At 40.5% G+C, this 17,130-nt stretch carries 13 protein-coding genes; all 13 read left to right on the top strand.

The features are described 5' to 3' along the window. Positions 1-11: 11 nt before the first annotated feature. The 13 genes from ACE01N_RS07450 to ACE01N_RS07390 all read left to right on the top strand — a co-directional run bounded on the left by ACE01N_RS07450 (position 12) and on the right by ACE01N_RS07390 (position 17,117). Positions 12-1,781 (top strand): BatD family protein, encoded by a 1,770-nt coding sequence (locus ACE01N_RS07450; protein WP_380586507.1) that lies wholly within the window; start codon positions 12-14, stop codon positions 1,779-1,781. A gap of 164 nt (positions 1,782-1,945) precedes the next feature. After that, positions 1,946-2,698 (top strand): tetratricopeptide repeat protein, encoded by a 753-nt coding sequence (locus ACE01N_RS07445; protein ID WP_380586504.1) that lies wholly within the window; start codon positions 1,946-1,948, stop codon positions 2,696-2,698. A 35-nt stretch (positions 2,699-2,733) separates the two neighbouring features. Then, the gene (gene lpxB / locus ACE01N_RS07440; RefSeq protein WP_380586501.1) at positions 2,734-3,873 is read left to right on the top strand and encodes a lipid-A-disaccharide synthase; all 1,140 of its coding nucleotides are present in this window, start codon (positions 2,734-2,736) and stop codon (positions 3,871-3,873) included. Positions 3,874-3,980: 107 nt separating this feature from the next. Then, the gene (gene dapB, locus ACE01N_RS07435) at positions 3,981-4,694 is read left to right on the top strand and encodes a 4-hydroxy-tetrahydrodipicolinate reductase (RefSeq protein WP_380586498.1); all 714 of its coding nucleotides are present in this window, start codon (positions 3,981-3,983) and stop codon (positions 4,692-4,694) included. Positions 4,695-4,704: 10 nt separating this feature from the next. Then, positions 4,705-6,060 carry a S26 family signal peptidase gene (locus ACE01N_RS07430; RefSeq protein WP_380586495.1) on the top strand — a complete coding sequence of 452 codons (1,356 nt, stop codon included), beginning with the start codon at positions 4,705-4,707 and terminating at the stop codon, positions 6,058-6,060. Between the two features lie 2 nt (positions 6,061-6,062). Beyond that, entirely contained in the window at positions 6,063-6,527 is a 465-nt protein-coding gene (locus ACE01N_RS07425; protein WP_380586492.1) for a regulatory protein RecX, read from the top strand. A gap of 195 nt (positions 6,528-6,722) precedes the next feature. After that, the gene (locus ACE01N_RS07420) at positions 6,723-8,984 is read left to right on the top strand and encodes a pectate lyase family protein (protein ID WP_380586489.1); all 2,262 of its coding nucleotides are present in this window, start codon (positions 6,723-6,725) and stop codon (positions 8,982-8,984) included. 677 nt (positions 8,985-9,661) lie between these two features. Then, a complete protein-coding gene (locus ACE01N_RS07415; protein WP_380586486.1) occupies positions 9,662-10,255 on the top strand; it encodes a hypothetical protein in 594 nt (197 codons plus the stop codon). Between the two features lie 147 nt (positions 10,256-10,402). After that, positions 10,403-10,957, top strand: coding sequence for an RNA polymerase sigma factor (locus tag ACE01N_RS07410; protein WP_380586483.1), 555 nt, complete (start codon positions 10,403-10,405; stop codon positions 10,955-10,957). Then, positions 10,926-11,516: a hypothetical protein gene (locus ACE01N_RS07405; RefSeq protein ID WP_380586480.1), complete on the top strand. Its 591-nt coding sequence runs from the start codon at positions 10,926-10,928 to the stop codon at positions 11,514-11,516. Before ACE01N_RS07410 ends, ACE01N_RS07405 begins: the two co-directional genes overlap by 32 nt. A gap of 22 nt (positions 11,517-11,538) precedes the next feature. Next, on the top strand, positions 11,539-12,450 hold the full coding sequence (locus ACE01N_RS07400) for a hypothetical protein (protein ID WP_380586477.1): 912 nt from the start codon (positions 11,539-11,541) through the stop codon (positions 12,448-12,450). 408 nt (positions 12,451-12,858) lie between these two features. Beyond that, positions 12,859-13,941, top strand: coding sequence for an efflux RND transporter periplasmic adaptor subunit (locus tag ACE01N_RS07395; protein WP_380586474.1), 1,083 nt, complete (start codon positions 12,859-12,861; stop codon positions 13,939-13,941). A gap of 11 nt (positions 13,942-13,952) precedes the next feature. After that, the gene (locus ACE01N_RS07390) at positions 13,953-17,117 is read left to right on the top strand and encodes an efflux RND transporter permease subunit (RefSeq protein WP_380586471.1); all 3,165 of its coding nucleotides are present in this window, start codon (positions 13,953-13,955) and stop codon (positions 17,115-17,117) included. Positions 17,118-17,130 lie beyond the last annotated feature (13 nt).

Genomic DNA, 17,130 nt, shown 5'->3' with positions numbered 1-17,130 from the left:
TCTTATTCCTGATGGCATTTGTTGCATTAAGCGCGAATGCTGAAGATATGGAATTTGTGGCTAAAGCTCCCGGTGCTGTAGTTGTGGGGAATCCATTTTATTTGCAATATGAACTGAACAAGGCCGGTTCTAATTTACGTCCGCCGGCCTTTGATGGTTTTCAACAAAAAGCCGGGCCCACCACGCAGCAAAGTTCAAGTTATCAGTTTATAAACGGAAAATCTTCGAGAACTCAAACGTTTACTTACACCTATGTATTGGTTGCCCAAAAGGAGGGAACCTATACTATTCAGCCTGCTACCATCGAAGTGGATGGAAAGAAACTGACATCTAATTCTTTAACTATAAAAGTTGTGGCAGCTGGTCAGCCCACCGGAACAGGGCAGAAATCAGGTTCGCAGGCCGGAATAAGTAACAGGGATATTTTTATCCGTGCCATTGTCAACAAATCAAATCCGTATCAGCAGGACGCAGTATTATATACCTTAAAGTTGTATACACGTGTTGATGTTTCCAACATTACAAATGCTGATATTCCGGAATTCAATGGTTTCCTTACACAGGACATTGAGAACAAAACCGGATCACTGGTTCAGAATGTGGAGAATTATAATGGTCTGGTATATAAGACCTATGTGATACAGCAAAAAGTATTATTTCCGCAGCGTTCGGGCGAGATTAAAATTGATCCGGTTAAAATAAGCCTGAATATCCGTATGCGGACACAAAGAAGAAGTTATAATATCTTTGATGATCTGTTTGACTCATATCAGGATGTTACCAAACAGCTTTCGTCCAATGATATTAATTTGAACGTAAAGCCGTTACCATCACCAAAACCGGCAGGATTTCAAAACCTGGTGGGAAATTTTTCGTTAAAGTCTTCCATCACATCCGAGGATGTAAAGGAAAACGATCCGGTAACTATTAAACTGGTGTTATCGGGTGAAGGAAACCTGAAACTACTTCCAACGCCGGAAGTTGAATTCCCGGAAGATTTTGAAAAATATGATCCTAAGGTGACCAACAGTCTTAACACAACGGTTGCCGGTGTTAACGGAACACGCTCATTCGAATACCTGGTTATTCCAAGATATGGAGGTGATTTTAAAATTCCCGCTGTTAAAATTCCTTATTTTGATCCGAAAGCCGGAAGATATAAAACACTGAGTTCTCAGGAGTATACCATTCATGTTGAAAAGGGTGAGGGAACCCAGACGTCAGGTCCGGTAAGAAATTATACGTCCAAGGAAGATGTCAGGTTTCTCGGATCGGATATACGGTACATTAAAACCGGCAATCTGAAGCTGAAACCGAGGGGTGTTTTCCTGTTCGGTTCTACACCGTTCTGGTTGCTGCTTGTTATACCTGTTGTACTTTATATTATTGCTCTGATTTTGTACAGAAAACAGGCTAAACAAAAAGCAAATGTGGCGCTGGTAAAAAATAAGCGGGCAAATAAAGTGGCCAAAAAGCGGTTGAAAACTTCCGCCGATTTCATGAAAAAGGATGATAAGGAAGGCTTTTATGAAGAAGTGCTAAGGGCCATGTGGGGGTATACCAGCGATAAACTTAATATTCCGTTATCACGGTTGAATAAGGATAATATTGAAGGGATACTGAAAGAAAAAGGTGTGTCTGAGGATCAGGTAAAAGAATTTATTGACCTTCTGAATACCTGCGAGTATGCCCGTTATGCACCTTCTGCAGTTGCCGGAGGTATGGATGAAACATATAAAAATGCTGTTTCAGTAATCAGCAATATGGATAATAAATTATAGTTAGATACAAGAATCAAGACATAAGACACAAGATATTAAGAATTAAGACATAAGATTTATGAGAACTTGCGTTAGCTATAGTAACTGGCCAAATTCAGAAATTGAAGTTTAAGTTTGGTAAAATAGAAGTCTCGATTCCTGATACATGATACAATAAAAAGGACATGAAACAATTGCTTATAATATTAAGTCTTATTTTGGTTTCCCTTACTTCAGTAATGGGGCAGAGCGATCAGCTGAAAAAGGCAAACGATCTGTATGCGAAAGGAGATTTTGAAAATGCCATTCCTGTCTATGAATCCCTGGTGGATACAGGATTGGTGTCGGGCCCATTATTTTTTAATCTTGGTAATGCCTATTATAAAACTGGCCAGCTGGGGTATGCCATTTTAAATTACGAAAGAGCCAAACTTTACATGCCAAAAGATAAAGATCTGGAATATAATCTTCAGTTGGCACAGAAAATGGTTGTGGACAAAATTGATAAAGTGGATGTGTTTTTTCTGAAACGTTGGATCATTGGCATCGGAAATAATATGAGTTCCGATAGATGGGCTTACACTGGTATTGCCGCATTCTTTTTGTTGATTGTTAGCATTGCGGTTTATACGTTTTCCGGCCGATCCGGACTTAAGCAGCTAGGGTTTTATTTTGGTGTTCTGATGATCCTTGTTACAGCGGTTTCTTTTGCATATTCCGGTTCACAGAAAAACAAGATTACCGGGCGAAACGGAGCCATAGTATTTAGTCCCACGGTAACCGTTAAGGGATCGCCTGATGATAGCGGAACAGAATTGTTTATCCTACATGAGGGAACTAAGGTAAATGTAACGGACAGCATCGGAGACTGGAATGAAATAGTACTGGGAGACGGGAATGTGGGATGGCTTAAAAAATCAACCATAAAAAAGATATAAGTCAGGTCTTATGTCTTGTGTCTTATATCTATAAAATGAAGATATATCTCATAGCCGGGGAAGCATCGGGCGACCTGCATGCCTCCAATCTGATTAAATCATTAAAACTATTGCATCCTGATGCCGAATTCAGGGGATGGGGTGGCGATTTGATGCAGGGTGCAGGAATGGAGCTTGTTAGACATTACAGGGATACGGCGGTGATGGGGCTTATCAACGTTATTTTAAAACTGCGTTCTATTGGCCGAAACATTCAGGCCTGCAAAAAGGATATTGAAAGCTGGAAACCGGATTTGATGATTTTTGTGGATTATCCGGGATTTAATCTTCGTATTGCTGAATTTACAAAAACTGCCGGCATAACGAATTACTACTATATTGCACCGAAAGTCTGGGCCTCGCGCGAGAAGAGGGTGGAAAAAATCAGAAAGTATATCGATAAGATATTTGCTATTCTTCCGTTTGAAGAGAACTACTTTTCAAAGCATGGCATTACGGTAGAATATGTTGGAAGTCCGGTTGTGGATGCACTGGAAAACAGGATCTGCAAAAATGAAAAACGGTCTGAATTTATTCAACGGATTGGCCTGGATGATAAACCCATCATAGCGCTTTTGGCCGGGAGCCGTCAGCATGAGGTGACACAGATATTGCCGTATTTTTTAAGAATAGCTACGCAATATCCGCAATACCAGTATGTGGTGGCCGGTGTTTCTGTTTTGGATCGTTCCGTTTATAATAGACTGGTTGAAAGTGCAAAGGTTAGGTTGGTGTTTGATGAGACCTATGCGTTGTTGCAGCATGCTGAAGTTGCTTTGGTAGCATCGGGAACAGCGACACTTGAAACCGCTTTACTGAACGTTCCTCAGGTGGTTTGTTACAGGCTGTGGGGAAATAATATCACTCAGTTTGTGATGAACAGGATCGTGAAAGTTCCGTGGGTTTCACTCGTGAACCTGATTATGAATAGTGAAGTGGTGAAGGAGCTGATCCAGAAAAAACTGACTGACAATACATTAAAGCATGAGTTTGAAAATCTGGTTCAAAACAAGGATTACAGAACTAAAATGCTGAAAGACTATAAGGAGCTTCAGAATAAAGTAGGTGGTCCGGGTGCGTCGGAGAGAGCAGCCTCAGTGATTTCAAAGTCGTTTTCTGAAAGCATTAGGCGTTAGGCATAAAATAGTATATTTGCAGTTTTAAAATAAGAATCAAGACATAAGAATCAAAACACAGGATTTCAATCCTGATACCTGATTCTTGATACCTGATACTAAAAGAAATGAAAATAGCATTAATAGGATACGGAAAGATGGGACACGAGATTGAAAAAATCGCCATCGACAGAGGACATGAAGTTTGTGTTGCCATTGACGCAGACAACCAGGATGATTTTGAATCGGAGGCATTTAAAAGTGCGGATGTGGCTATTGAGTTCACGGTTCCTTCCGTAGCATATCAGAATTATCAGAAATGCTTTAAACACGATGTGCCGGTTGTTTCGGGAACAACAGGATGGTTGGATAAAATTGACGAGATAAAGAAGCAGTGTAATGCGGGTCAGACATTTTTCTATGCTTCGAATTTTAGTCTGGGCGTAAACATATTTTTTGCGGTCAACAAGTATCTGGCGAATATAATGAACGATTTTCCACAATACGATGTATCCATGGTTGAGGTTCACCATACACAAAAACTGGATGCGCCCAGTGGAACAGGAATTTCACTGGCAGAAGATATCATGGACCGGATAGACCGGAAGGAAAAATGGATTAATGAACCGGGTGGTGACACGAAAGATTTGTACATTGAGAGTATTCGCGAAGGGCAGGTTCCCGGAATTCATACCATAAAATACGATTCAGAGGTGGATGAGATCATGATTCATCACAGTGCAAAAAACCGAAAAGGATTTGCATTGGGCGCAGTAATTGCTGCAGAGTTTGTAAAAGATAATAAAGGATTCCTCGGAATGGAGGACATGTTAAAGTTTTAATAATTACACTATGGACGCTAAACGCAAAGGTTTGATAAAATTTGCCATCTGGGGAACAATCTACATTCTGTTCTGTATCTGGGTACAGAATCTGTGGTTATTACCCGGTGTGGTCATCATTTTTGATATGTATGTTTCTAAAAAAGTTCCATGGGACTTTTACAAGAAAACAAAAAGTGGTAAAAAACCTCACTGGATTGTTGAATGGCTGGATGCCATTATTTTTGCCCTGATTGCTGTTGGACTTATCAATATTTATCTGTTTCAGAACTATAAAATTCCGACATCATCGCTGGAGAAAACATTGCTGGTTGGCGATCATTTGTTTGTGAGTAAGGTGGCGTATGGACCACGAAACCCAATGACGCCGCTTTCTTTTCCGCTGGCCCAGCATACTTTGCCGATTATTCATACCAAATCATACATAGAAAAACCGCAATGGAAATATAAACGTCTGGCAGGTTTCGGACATGTAAAGCATGATGATATTGTGGTATTTAATTTTCCGACAGGGGACACGGTATGTACGAATATTCCTAATCCTGATTATTACGAGCTTTGTCGTGAATATGGCCGGGACAGGGTGCGTCATAATACCGTACCTGGCGTTGATTTCGGAGAGATTGTATGGCGTCCGGTTGACCGCAGGGAAAATTACGTAAAGCGCTGTGTGGCATTGCCTGGTGACTCTCTTGTGGTTAAAAACGGAAGAGTAATCGTAAATGGTGTGCCGCAGAAACCGCATAAAGGGATTCAGTTTAATTACATGGTGGTGACCAACGGTACCCAGATCAATCCTAAGATATTTGAGAAGTTGGGTATTGCCAAAGAGGATCAGCACTATGCAGGGAACTATAACGTATATTACCGCATGCCTTTGACAGATGATAATGTGAAAGCGTTACAGGAACTGAGCAATGTGGTTTCTGTAAATCCCAGCAAAAAAATGAAGGGTGAAAAAGATCCGCAGGTCTTTCCTCACTCTGATCTGTACGACTGGAATGCAGATTTCTTCGGTCCGCTCTGGATTCCTAAAAAGGGTGCAACCGTTCACCTGACTAAAGAAAATATTCCGGTTTATGAAAGGATTATTCATGCCTATGAGAATAATGATTTTAAATCGGTAGGCGACAGCATTTTTTATATAAACGGTGAAAAAACTGATACCTACACATTTAAAATGGACTACTATTTTATGATGGGAGACAACAGGGATAATTCTGTGGATTCACGCTTCTGGGGCTTTGTGCCGGAGGATCATGTTGTGGGTAAACCGATTCTGGTTTGGTTGTCACTCGATAAGGATAAATCGTTTCCTGCCAATATCCGCTGGAACCGTTTCTTTAAGATTGCCGGTAAAGATTAAATATGGCTGAAATAACATATCAGAATGCACTTTCAAGAGCTGCAGCATTGTGCAGCAGGTCTGAGAAATGCATCACTGATATCCGGAAGAAACTGTTCGACTGGAAGTTAAATCCTGCCGATCATGATAAACTGATCAGCTATCTGGTATCAGAAAAATATATTGATGAAGAGCGCTTTACCAGGTTTTATGTGCGTGATAAATTCCGGTTCAACCAATGGGGGAAGGTTAAAATAAGATACCAGTTGTATGGGAAAGGAATTCCTGAGCATATTATAAACGCCGCAATCAATGATGAAATTGATGCGGAAGATTATCAGCAACTGGCGTATGATCTGGCCAAAACAAAATTAAAATACATTAAAGCCGAAAATGAATTTGAACGCAAAGGGAAGTTGATGCGTTTTTTAAGCGGTAAAGGCTTTGAGCCGGACCTGATCAATCAGGTTGCGGAAAAGTTATTGTGATTTCGTCCCTACGGGACGTTGCTTCATTATATATTAAGGGAGCATCACCTGGATGTTTAAAAATGAATAGTGTTTGCACGGTCTCTAAAACTTTTCAGATTGTATATAAATTATACATAACGAACCTATAATTAAATAAAATGCTAAATTTGTTCCAGTAATTGCTTGGTACTAACTATACTTGAAAAAAACGTAATGATGGTAAAAAGACTTATGGTGCTTGTTAGCATTGTGCTAACGACTGTGTCGATGTTGGCACAATCCGTAACTATTGATGATGCAGCCGGCTGGCTGGAATCTGCTTATGTAAAATGGCAACCTGTTGAAAATGCCGACAGCTACAATGTGTATTATTCCGGTGAAGGAATAACTGATCAACAAATCGATCCGCAACTGATCCGTGATTATGGTTCGTATTTTCGTGCGGACGTGTTGGGGCTGAAAGCCGGTAGTTACACCCTAAAAATTGTTCCGGTGATTTCGGATGTAGAAGGCGAAGCTACAGAAACTGCGACACTCACTGTATTGGCTCACGACAGAACCGGTTTTTCATTTTCAAACGGAAGGGTTCCCGGAGCCTATAAAGCTGACGGAACGCTGAAAGATAATGCGGTTGTTCTGTATATTACAGAGAACACAAAAGATAAAGTGTCACTGGAAGTGACCGGCGCCAATGAGAATCCGTGCGTTGGTCTGGAAATGATCCTGGAAGGATTTAAGAAAGGTGATGATAATCGTCCGCTGGTGTTGCGTCTGGTTGGTCAGATTACCGATCCGGAATACCTTGATAAAGGCGATATCGTGATTGAAAACGATAATAATGCAGCCAGTTATATCACCCTGGAAGGTGTAGGAGAAGATGCAGTGGCAGACGGTTGGGGCATCCGGGTCAAAAATGCATCGAATATTGAGATTCGGAACATTGGCCTGATGAACTGCAACAGCAATGAAGGTGATGACATTGGTCTGCAGCAGGACAATGATTATGTGTGGGTACATCACTGTGACTTTTTTTACGGTGATGCCGGAAGTGATTCGGATCAGGCCAAAGGAGACGGTGCTCTGGATTGTAAAAAATCCACCTATGTGACATTTTCGTACAACCATTTCTGGGATACCGGTAAAAGCAACCTGTTGGGTCTGAGTGAAGGAACCACCCAGGGATTGTTTATCACCTATCATCATAACTGGTACGACCATTCCGATTCCCGTCACCCGCGTGTGCGTTATTATTCGGCTCATGTATATAACAACTATTACGATGGGATTGCAAAATACGGTGTTGGCTCAACACTGGGATCGTCTGTGTTTGTGGAAGGCAACTATTTCCGCCATTGCAGGTACCCGATGCTGACATCCATGCAGGGGTCGGATGTGTACGACGAAAGCACGCAGAGCAACGATTATTCAGATATGCCAACATTCTCAAAAGAAGATGGTGGAACAATCAAGGCGTTTAATAACTACATGGAAGGACAACGCCGCTTTGTGCCTTATGGTGATGCCGGATATCCTAATCCGACCGTTGATTTTGACGCGTATGTGGCAACTACTCGTGACGAAACTGTTCCTGCAACAGTAAAATCGTCTTATGGCAGCAATACCTATAATAATTTCGATACCAATTCATCAGTGATGTATACCTATACTGCAGAGACTCCGGCGGATGCCAGAAATACCGTGATGCAGTGGGCCGGTCGTGTAAATGGAGGTGATTTTAAATGGACGTTCAATAATGCAGTAGATGATCAGTCGTATGCTGTGAATACTGCGTTAAAAGCAGCTTTAACAGGTTACGAAACCACATTGGTTGCTGTTCAGGGCGATAGTGTTGCATCAGGTGGCGGAACCGGAGGAGGTACCGGTGAGATAACCGGTGATGTGGTGCATAACTTCACTTTATCAGGCTTATCAAGTGATTTCTTTGATATCACAGGGAACCTGTCGGATTCCAAAGGTACCGTAAGCTATGGCGGCTTAACGCTGACCCAGTGTCTGAAGATAGAATCCGGCACCAGCGTATCGTTTACCATTGCAGAAGATGCAACATTAGTGTTGGTATTTAACGAAGATTTTTCAGGTGAGATCAATATTAACGGAACAGCTTATGCCATCAGCAATGGCGTGATGACGGCGACACTTACTGCCGGCACATACGAAATTACTAAGGTTGATGTGGCTAATCTCTTCCTGATGAGCATTGAATTTGCCAGTGACATTCATCATCCAAATGCAGTTAACGTGCAGTTGTATCCGAATCCGGTAAGTGCAGCGCTGAATATTGCTAGCGAAGCAGAAGTACAAAATGTGGAGATTTACAGCCTGAGTGGGCAGTTAATCAATGACATTAGCGGAAACGTAAAAACTCTTGATGTCAGCCAATTAAACCAGGGAACTTACCTAATAAAAGTCTATACAGGAAAAGGAATCTTCAGACAAACCATACTTAAGAAATAAAGGTTAAAAATTTAAACTGATCCGATGACTTTAGGTCATCGGATCAGTAACAAACCAGAAATTGCCTGAAAGGCAATATTTATAATAGCCCCGGGTAACACCCGGGGTTTTTGTTGTAAATAAAAATGACCTCGCAGAAAAGTTCTTCTATGAGATATTTCTCTTGTCGGTCAATTGCAGAAAGCAGAATATTCATTATGCATCAATGATTAACATCCTGAACAAAACCGACAAATGCTGCATCAGGATTAATTGCGCTATTGCCCGGTTTATTAATTCCCTCTACATCAATAAACCCGGAGCTTCACTCCGGGCTATTGCTGTGTTTGCCCTTCAGGCAAAGCTGCAGTCTGCCAATTCAGGATTACAAAATTGGCCAAAGGTCAATAGGCATATAACACAGGGTGAAGCCCTGTGATTATAACGTCATGTAAATCCATGGCCGAGCAGAAAAGATGATTAATGAGATAGTACTCTTGTCGGCCAATTGCAGGATGCTGAATATTCACAAAGCAACATCAACAAACTGATCCGATGACTCGAAGTCATCGGATCAGTAAACCCACTATCCCCTTTGCAAATTTCATCAAATTCCTTACCTTTAATTCTTTAAAGAACTGACCCTGTTCCTGTTTGGATCAGACTGTGAAAGAAATTGATGCTTAAAGACGGCTTTTATGAAAAGAATCCTTATTGTTCTGGTATTGGCATTTTTAACTGTTCTGTCGGCATTTTCTGTAAGAGTTTTTACAAGCTTTGATATCGCCGGATGGTTCCTCGATGCAGATCTTGTCTTAATTTGTTCTGTACATCATATTGATACCATTTATCTAAGTCATTTTGATTCTCTTGCAAATGATGGAATGCATGTGAGATATGACCTGGTTAAAGAGCGCTACCAAATTGATGTGGATTCCATTCTTAAACCAGATAAAGATCAACTCATTTCGTTTGATACTATTTTTTCTCAGGAGTTTTCAATAAACAATTATGAAGGTAAAGAAACCAAAGAGGTATTATATCCTTTTGACATTAACGGAGATACGATTGGGACTGACACAGTGGGGCGTATTGAAATGACTATGAATCATTATTCCGATGATACTTATTTCCGGCTTCAGCAAGGGGAAAAATATGTTGTGATATTATCTCTGGGACAAAACAGATATTTTATTGATTACGGAATTGAGGTCAATGATTCTATACTAAGGTTAATTGAGGAGGCTAAAACGAAAGGGAAATCATTTTTTCCGCATGTCCCGGATGGGTAGGTCTAATAAATACGTTGAGAAGCAAGCCTTTCCTTCTGTTTACAAATTTTAGCAAATCCCTTACCTTGTTAATTCACAAAATATATTTTCGCAGGCAACCTTTTATTATAATTTGAGGTTCCCTTTAATAAAATCAAATTACTTGCTTTGAAAGAGCAACGTTTAGTTAAAATATTGCACACAAAAAGAGGTCAGCAAATCCTGTTTGAACAGTATTACAAGTCCATGTACGCAGTGGCTGTGCGTTACGTTAAACTTCGGGAAGATGCAGAAGATCTTTTAAGCGAAGCCTTTATTAGGGTTATTAGGTATTCAGATACATTTGAATTTCGCGAAGAAGGAAGCTTGATTAAATGGATCAAAACTATCGTGATTAATGAAGCACTCCGGATGCTTAAAAAGAAAAAAAAGATTGGAATCTCTGAGGAAATGTATGAAACCGATTTGGAAATCACCGCAGATGTAGAAGGAAGCATTGATATGGATTTTTTTCTAGGCGTAGTTAATACCTTGCCGGATGGATATCGTGTTGTTTTTTTGATGTATGTGGTGGAAGAGTATACTCATAAGGAAATTGCTGAAAAATTGAATATCAGTATCTCAACCTCAAAAAGTCAGTTGTTTAAGGCGCGCAGTTTTATTGTGAAAAAACTAAAACATTTAGCAAAAGATGAAATTATCAGAAATAGAAAAACGGTTTAAGTCCTTTATGGAAAACCAATTCAATGATTCCATCAGTAAGGATATTGAAAATGGGAAGGATAAGGTTTGGAAAAATGTGCAAGCAAATTTGCCAAATGAAGCACGAAGCATCCCGGCATGGACACTTGCGGCTGCTTCGGTAGTAATAATTTTAATAGCTTCCTTTGGCTACAGCGGTATTAAAAATCGTAATCAGCAGATTGCCCGGCTCCGGACTGAATTACAGCAACGAATTAATAACAATAGCTTACTGGAAGAAGATATGTCGGAAGTAAAAAAACAATTGATGAATTTAAAAAATCAACCACCGAAAATTGATACCGTTTATAAAACCAGAATAGTGTATATTGAAAAGGAACCGGTGACAGAAAAAGGGAATACTGATGAAGATTATGTGAATCCTAAAGAAGTAGAAAATGAAAGTATGATTCGTCTGGGAGTTGACCGGTTGGATTTAGCCGGCATTCAAGATGATGTGGAAAGTATAAAAATTGAATACGGGAAAAAAACCAAAGGAGTACAGGCTTTACCTTGGACGTTTAAAGTAAAATATAATTAACAACTCAATAATTAAAAGAACTATGAATACAGAAAGAACCAAAATCACAGGAATACTGATAATCACTTTTATGATATTAGTCACGGGCGCAGGAAATATATGGGCTCAGAAGTTTTCTCATCCGAAATATAAAGCTAAAAATGCAGAATACGTTGAATTGTCAGGTGTTGAAATCACAAACGAATACACGATAGTTACGATAAGCGCATTACATCATTCCAACTGGGCTTTACATGTTTCACCCAAAACCTATATTATAAATAGTTTGGGTGGAGAACGTTTGTATGTGCAAAAAGCAGAAGGAGTATATATACTTTATAAAAAGGTACAACCATCTGGAATATCAATTGTGGATAGTCTTGGGAGAATTGAAATCAATAAATCATATTACGATTTGGGTATTAATTTTAAATCTGTAAAACTTTACTTTCCCAAAATTGATAAGGAAGTGCAAAATATAGACTACCGTTCAGGAAAAGACGGGAACTTCTGGCATTTCTTTGAAATTAATGTTGCCAGCGATATTGGAGTAGATAAATCGGTAAAGTCTGGGAAAAAAGGTAAAGATGGAAATTGTCAATATATTGATAATCCTGGGTATACAGCCAAATCGGGCAATTTTAATATTACTAAAATTGAATTGTGTGACACTGCCACCATATTACATTTTCAGGTACAAATCCCCAAAGAGAGTTGGATTTATATTCCTTCTAAATCCTGTATTCGTGATAGCGAAGGAGGAGAAAATTTGTTTGTTACATCCGCAGAAGGCACTAATATTGATGAACGTATTTTGTCCGATGAAGCAAAAGATGGTCAAATTTTTTATAAGCTTTTTTTCCCGCCTATAAAGAAATCAGTAAAGAAAATCGATTTCCGTGAGATTAATGAAGGTGGATCGTGGTTTGTGTTTGAGCTTGATTCGAGTTTTTAGTCACTACATAGAGAAAAGAAATCAGAGATATTCTTGGTTAGCAGGAGTTATTTTCAATAAAGGGGATACTCTTAATTCTCAGGTTAGGTAGTTTTATATATCTTTCAAGATGATGTCAAACGTTTCATTAAGATATATTGAATACTTTTTGTGCTGAAAAGACGCATTGTTCATCATTATCAAAATCAGGTTAACCCTTTTATTAATTGGGGAACAATTTAATATTCCTCAATTGGTCTCAACGTTTTTAACCTGAAATTATATATTTCATTCACTCCTGCTTTCACTTCACTCCCTGATTCCTGCATTTGGGTAATAAGCACGCCTGATTGTTACATTCAGTCCCTCGGGGCACCTTAAATTTGTCATGAGTTTTCCAAGGAATAGTAACATATTAAACCAGAATTAATGGTACGTAGAAGTACACTCTCAAATGCCGCTGTAAATCTCTTTATGGCGGTATTTTTTTTGTCTTTCGCATCATGCGGACATAAAAGCGAAACAACAGACGGGTATTTAAAATTGGTAAAAACAGCTAGGGCTGTTGAGATTTCTGCAGACAGGCAGGAACAATTTCCCGGTGTAATAGAAGAACTTGACCAGGTTAACCTGGCATTTCGTGTGGCAGGTCCCATAAAAAAGATCTATGTGAAGGAAGGGGATTTCGTTGAGAAAGATCAGCTTGTTGCCGAGATGGATACAAGAGATTATGAGATTCAGAAAAATGCCATTGAAACGCAGGTCAAACAGCTGCGGTCTGAATACGACCGTATTGCAGAACTGAGAAAACGAGGCAGCGTGTCTGAAAACGACTACGAAAAAATGAAGGCCGGAAAGGAGATGGCCGAGGTCAAACTAAAAAATGCATACGATCAGCTAAAGGACACTAAACTGTACGCCCCTTTCTCCGGCTATATTTCAGATGTGATGTTTGATGAGGGTGAACTGGTGAACCACGGAACACCGATAGCTTCGCTGATCAACATCAGTTCGTTTAAGGTGGATATTAATGTGCCGGCAGAACTTTACATTAAGCGGGACAGAATAACGGAAATAAACTGTACGCAGGAAGATATTCCCAACCGTATTTTCCCCCTTGTTGCTTCGGGCTTTAATAAAAAGGCCAATAATAACGGTTTGTATAAACTTTATCTGTATTATAATCCAGAAGGCGACACCCAACTGGCGCCTGGAATGAACGTGTCGGTTCATGTAACCTATAAGGCACAGGATACAACAGTGACCAGTATTCCGGGCAGTGCGGTTTTTGAACGTAACAGTAAAAGTTATGTATGGCTTGTAAATGATTCCCTGGTGCATGCACGGCAGATTATTACATCCGGTGTCCTGAACAATGGTAACATAAATATCAAGTCCGGATTAAACCCCGGAGATGAAGTTGTGAAAGGCGGCCTGAACCTTTTGAAGGAAAATGAAAAGGTACGGATTGTGGCTCCTGAGAGCAAGACTAATATTGGTAACCTGCTTTAATTATCCACATCATGCATATTTCAGAATTAGTATTTAAGAAGAAAAAAATCTTCTGGTTTGTTCTTGTCGCGATAATATTGGGAGGGATATTTTCCTATATGCGACTGGGGAAACTCGAAGATCCGGAAATCACTGTAATGGTGGCCAACGTGGTGACAGTCTATCCGGGGGCCTCAGCCCATGATGTGGAACTTAAAGTGACTGACGTTCTTGAGAAGGAACTGTCGGCGATGGCTGATCTCAATAAAATTCATTCCCGCTCGGAAGCCAACGTATCCATTATCCAGGTGGAACTTAAAATGACGGTTCCGCAAAAAGAGATTCCACAGCGCTGGGATATCTTAAGGCATAAACTGGATATGGCCATGCCTAAACTTCCGGAGGGTGTTCAAACGCCTATGGTATACGACGATAAAGGAGATGTGTTCGGGATGTTCTATGCCATGATAGCAGATGATGGCTTTTCGTACCAGGATATGACCAATTATGCCACCTTTATCGAGAAGAATATGACCGACGTTAAAGGTGTACGTAGAATTGATATTTACGGTGAGCAGAAGCCTGTGATGAACATTACGCTGACTGCCGATAAAATGAGCGAGATGGGCATTTTGCCACTTCAGATCTTTACAGCACTTAATGATTATACCAAAGAGCTTTATGCCGGTAACATGATCAGCGGAACCCAGCAGCTTAGGGTTAAGGTGGATAATAATGCAACAACAAAGGAGGATCTCGAAAATATACTTATAAAGACGGTAACAGGGGAATCGATCCGGTTGGGTGATATAGTGACTATTGAAAAAGGTTACAGCGAACCCTTGCGTAACACCATGTTTGTCAACAATCAGAAAGCTATAGGGATTGGTCTTTCCATGGAGAGTGGAGACAATATTCTGGTTGTGGGTAAACGAGTGGAAGAAAAGATGGCGGAACTGAAGAAACAAATTCCTGAGGGAATAACGTTTCAAAAAGTCTTCTTTCAACCCGAGAAAGTGAATACCGCCATTAATGGTTTTATGTGGAACCTGGTCTTTTCTGTGATTATTGTCATCCTGGTTTTGATGTTCACCATGGGATTACGGGGCGGTATTATTATCGGTACCGGTCTGATCCTGACAATTCTGGCTACCTTTCCGTTTTTACTGATTGCTCATGGTACCTTACAGCGCATCTCACTTGGGGCGTTTATTGTGGCGATGGGAATGCTGGTAGATAACGCCATCGTAGTTATGGATGGAATCCTGGTGGGACTGAAACAGGGCAGGAAAGGGAAGAGCGCCTATACCAGACCAACAAAACAAACGGCCATACCTCTGCTGGGGGCGACACTCATTGCCGTTACAGCCTTCCTGCCGGTTTATCTCTCGCCGGATACCGCAGGAACTTATGTACGCGACCTGTTTCTTGTTCTGGCTATTTCATTGTCGATAAGTTGGGTGTTGGCACTGACCCAGGTCCCGGTATTTACGGCTATTTTCTTTAAAAAAGGAAAGAAGAAACCCAAAAAGGAAACAGTAGTTTCGGATCCTTTTAATAAACCATTGTACAGGGGAATGAAGCGATTTCTGGAATTTGCTATGCATCATCGTTCCGGAACAATCTTGGTAACTTTCCTGCTGCTTGGCATTGCAGTATGGAATTTCTCTAAGGTGGACAAAGCATTTTTCCCTGATTTCAATTACAACCAGTTTTATATAGAGTTTGCACTTCCCAAGGGTAGCACGCCTGATGAAGTTAATGAAAAACTGAAAGAAATTACCGATCACTTTAATACCTACGATGAGGTAAAAATGGTGGTGACCAGTCAGGGTATGTCGCCAATGCATTATGCACTTGTCCGGGCCATGATGTTTGAGAATGCAGATAATTACGGGGAACTGATTGTAAATTTTAAAGATTATGAAACCATGCTGAAAATGCGTCCGGTGTTCAGTAAATACCTGCATACGCACTTTCCCGAAGCACAGTCGCGGATTAGAAAATATAATCTGTCAATTAAGTCAACACATACAATAGAGGCTCAGTTTACTGGTCCCGATCCGGCAGTTTTGAAACGATTAAGTGATCAGGCCAAGGCTATTATGTTGCAGAATCCACATGTAGACAAATATACCCTGAACGATGACTGGAGCCCAATGGCAAAAACACTTAGGGCGGTTTATAATCCAACTGCGGCTAACCGTGTTTCAGTGACCCGAAGCGATATATCCAACGCCCTTCTTGCCGCCACTGACGGTTTGCCTGTAGCAAAAGTATACGAAGGAGAAAATCCGTTGCAGGTTATTTTCAGATTACGGGATAAAAACGGAAACCGGATTGAAGACCTGAATAATATTCCGGTATGGAGTACCATTCCTAATGTGGGAGCAAGTCTTAGTATGAATACGATAACGGGCTTGGTTACCGGTTCAACCAATATGAACGATATTCTGAAGGAGACCTTAACAGCCGTGCCTTTAAGTTCGGTAACTGATGGTGTTGTGATGGATTATGAAGAACCGGTGGTGAGACGTCTGAATGGAAGACGGGCCATACAGGCACAGTGTGATCCGATAGACGGCCATAGTCCGGCAGAGGTTCAGGCTGAAATAGATGATCAGATCCGAAGCATTGATTTACCTGAAGGTTACGAATTCAACTGGGTTGGTGAGTCGGAGTTAAAATCAGATGCAATGAAGGAAATTCTGAGCTTTGTGCCACTGGCTGCAGGCATTATCATTCTGATTTTATTGTTGCTTTTTAATGATTATCGGAGGCCACTTATTATTATCCTGTGTCTTCCTATGTCGGTAATCGGTATAGTTCCCGGACTTTTACTGGCTGGTCAGCCCTTATCCTTTATAGCAATAGTCGGTATAATTGGTTTGTCAGGTATGATCATCAAAAATGCCATCGTACTGCTGGATGAAATACGGGTTAGATTGAAATCTTCCACCTCTGCTTACCATGCAGTTGTAGATGCGACGATATCAAGGGTAAGGCCTGTGATTATGGCATCTCTGACCACTATTCTCGGAATGATCCCCTTATTAACCGATCCGATGTATGCCTCTATGGCCGTGGCCATCATTGCCGGTCTGATAGTAGGTACCATGGTAACGCTGATTTTTGTGCCGATCCTGTATTCGGTGTTCTTCAGAGTAAGTATTCATGAAGCCGTTAAACAGTCCTGAATTTATTAAAATG

This window comes from Quyinboa ferrireducens, assembly GCF_042436675.1.
Classification (GTDB): Bacteria; Bacteroidota; Bacteroidia; order Bacteroidales; family UBA5342; genus JBHJHP01.
Note: the sequence above shows the minus strand (reverse complement) of the source record. Positions and strands in the feature narration are given on the sequence as shown.

Bases quoted from the DNA above. Each gene is read 5' to 3' on its own strand.
- ACE01N_RS07450 (WP_380586507.1), top strand. From the start codon at position 12: ATGGCATTTGTTGCATTAAGCGCGAATGCTGAAGATATGGAATTTGTG.
- ACE01N_RS07445 (WP_380586504.1), top strand. From the start codon at position 1,946: ATGAAACAATTGCTTATAATATTAAGTCTTATTTTGGTTTCCCTTACT.
- lpxB (WP_380586501.1), top strand. From the start codon at position 2,734: ATGAAGATATATCTCATAGCCGGGGAAGCATCGGGCGACCTGCATGCC.
- dapB (WP_380586498.1), top strand. From the start codon at position 3,981: ATGAAAATAGCATTAATAGGATACGGAAAGATGGGACACGAGATTGAA.
- ACE01N_RS07430 (WP_380586495.1), top strand. From the start codon at position 4,705: ATGGACGCTAAACGCAAAGGTTTGATAAAATTTGCCATCTGGGGAACA.
- ACE01N_RS07425 (WP_380586492.1), top strand. From the start codon at position 6,063: ATGGCTGAAATAACATATCAGAATGCACTTTCAAGAGCTGCAGCATTG.
- ACE01N_RS07420 (WP_380586489.1), top strand. From the start codon at position 6,723: ATGATGGTAAAAAGACTTATGGTGCTTGTTAGCATTGTGCTAACGACT.
- ACE01N_RS07415 (WP_380586486.1), top strand. From the start codon at position 9,662: ATGAAAAGAATCCTTATTGTTCTGGTATTGGCATTTTTAACTGTTCTG.
- ACE01N_RS07405 (WP_380586480.1), top strand. From the start codon at position 10,926: ATGAAATTATCAGAAATAGAAAAACGGTTTAAGTCCTTTATGGAAAAC.
- ACE01N_RS07400 (WP_380586477.1), top strand. From the start codon at position 11,539: ATGAATACAGAAAGAACCAAAATCACAGGAATACTGATAATCACTTTT.
- ACE01N_RS07395 (WP_380586474.1), top strand. From the start codon at position 12,859: ATGGTACGTAGAAGTACACTCTCAAATGCCGCTGTAAATCTCTTTATG.
- ACE01N_RS07390 (WP_380586471.1), top strand. From the start codon at position 13,953: ATGCATATTTCAGAATTAGTATTTAAGAAGAAAAAAATCTTCTGGTTT.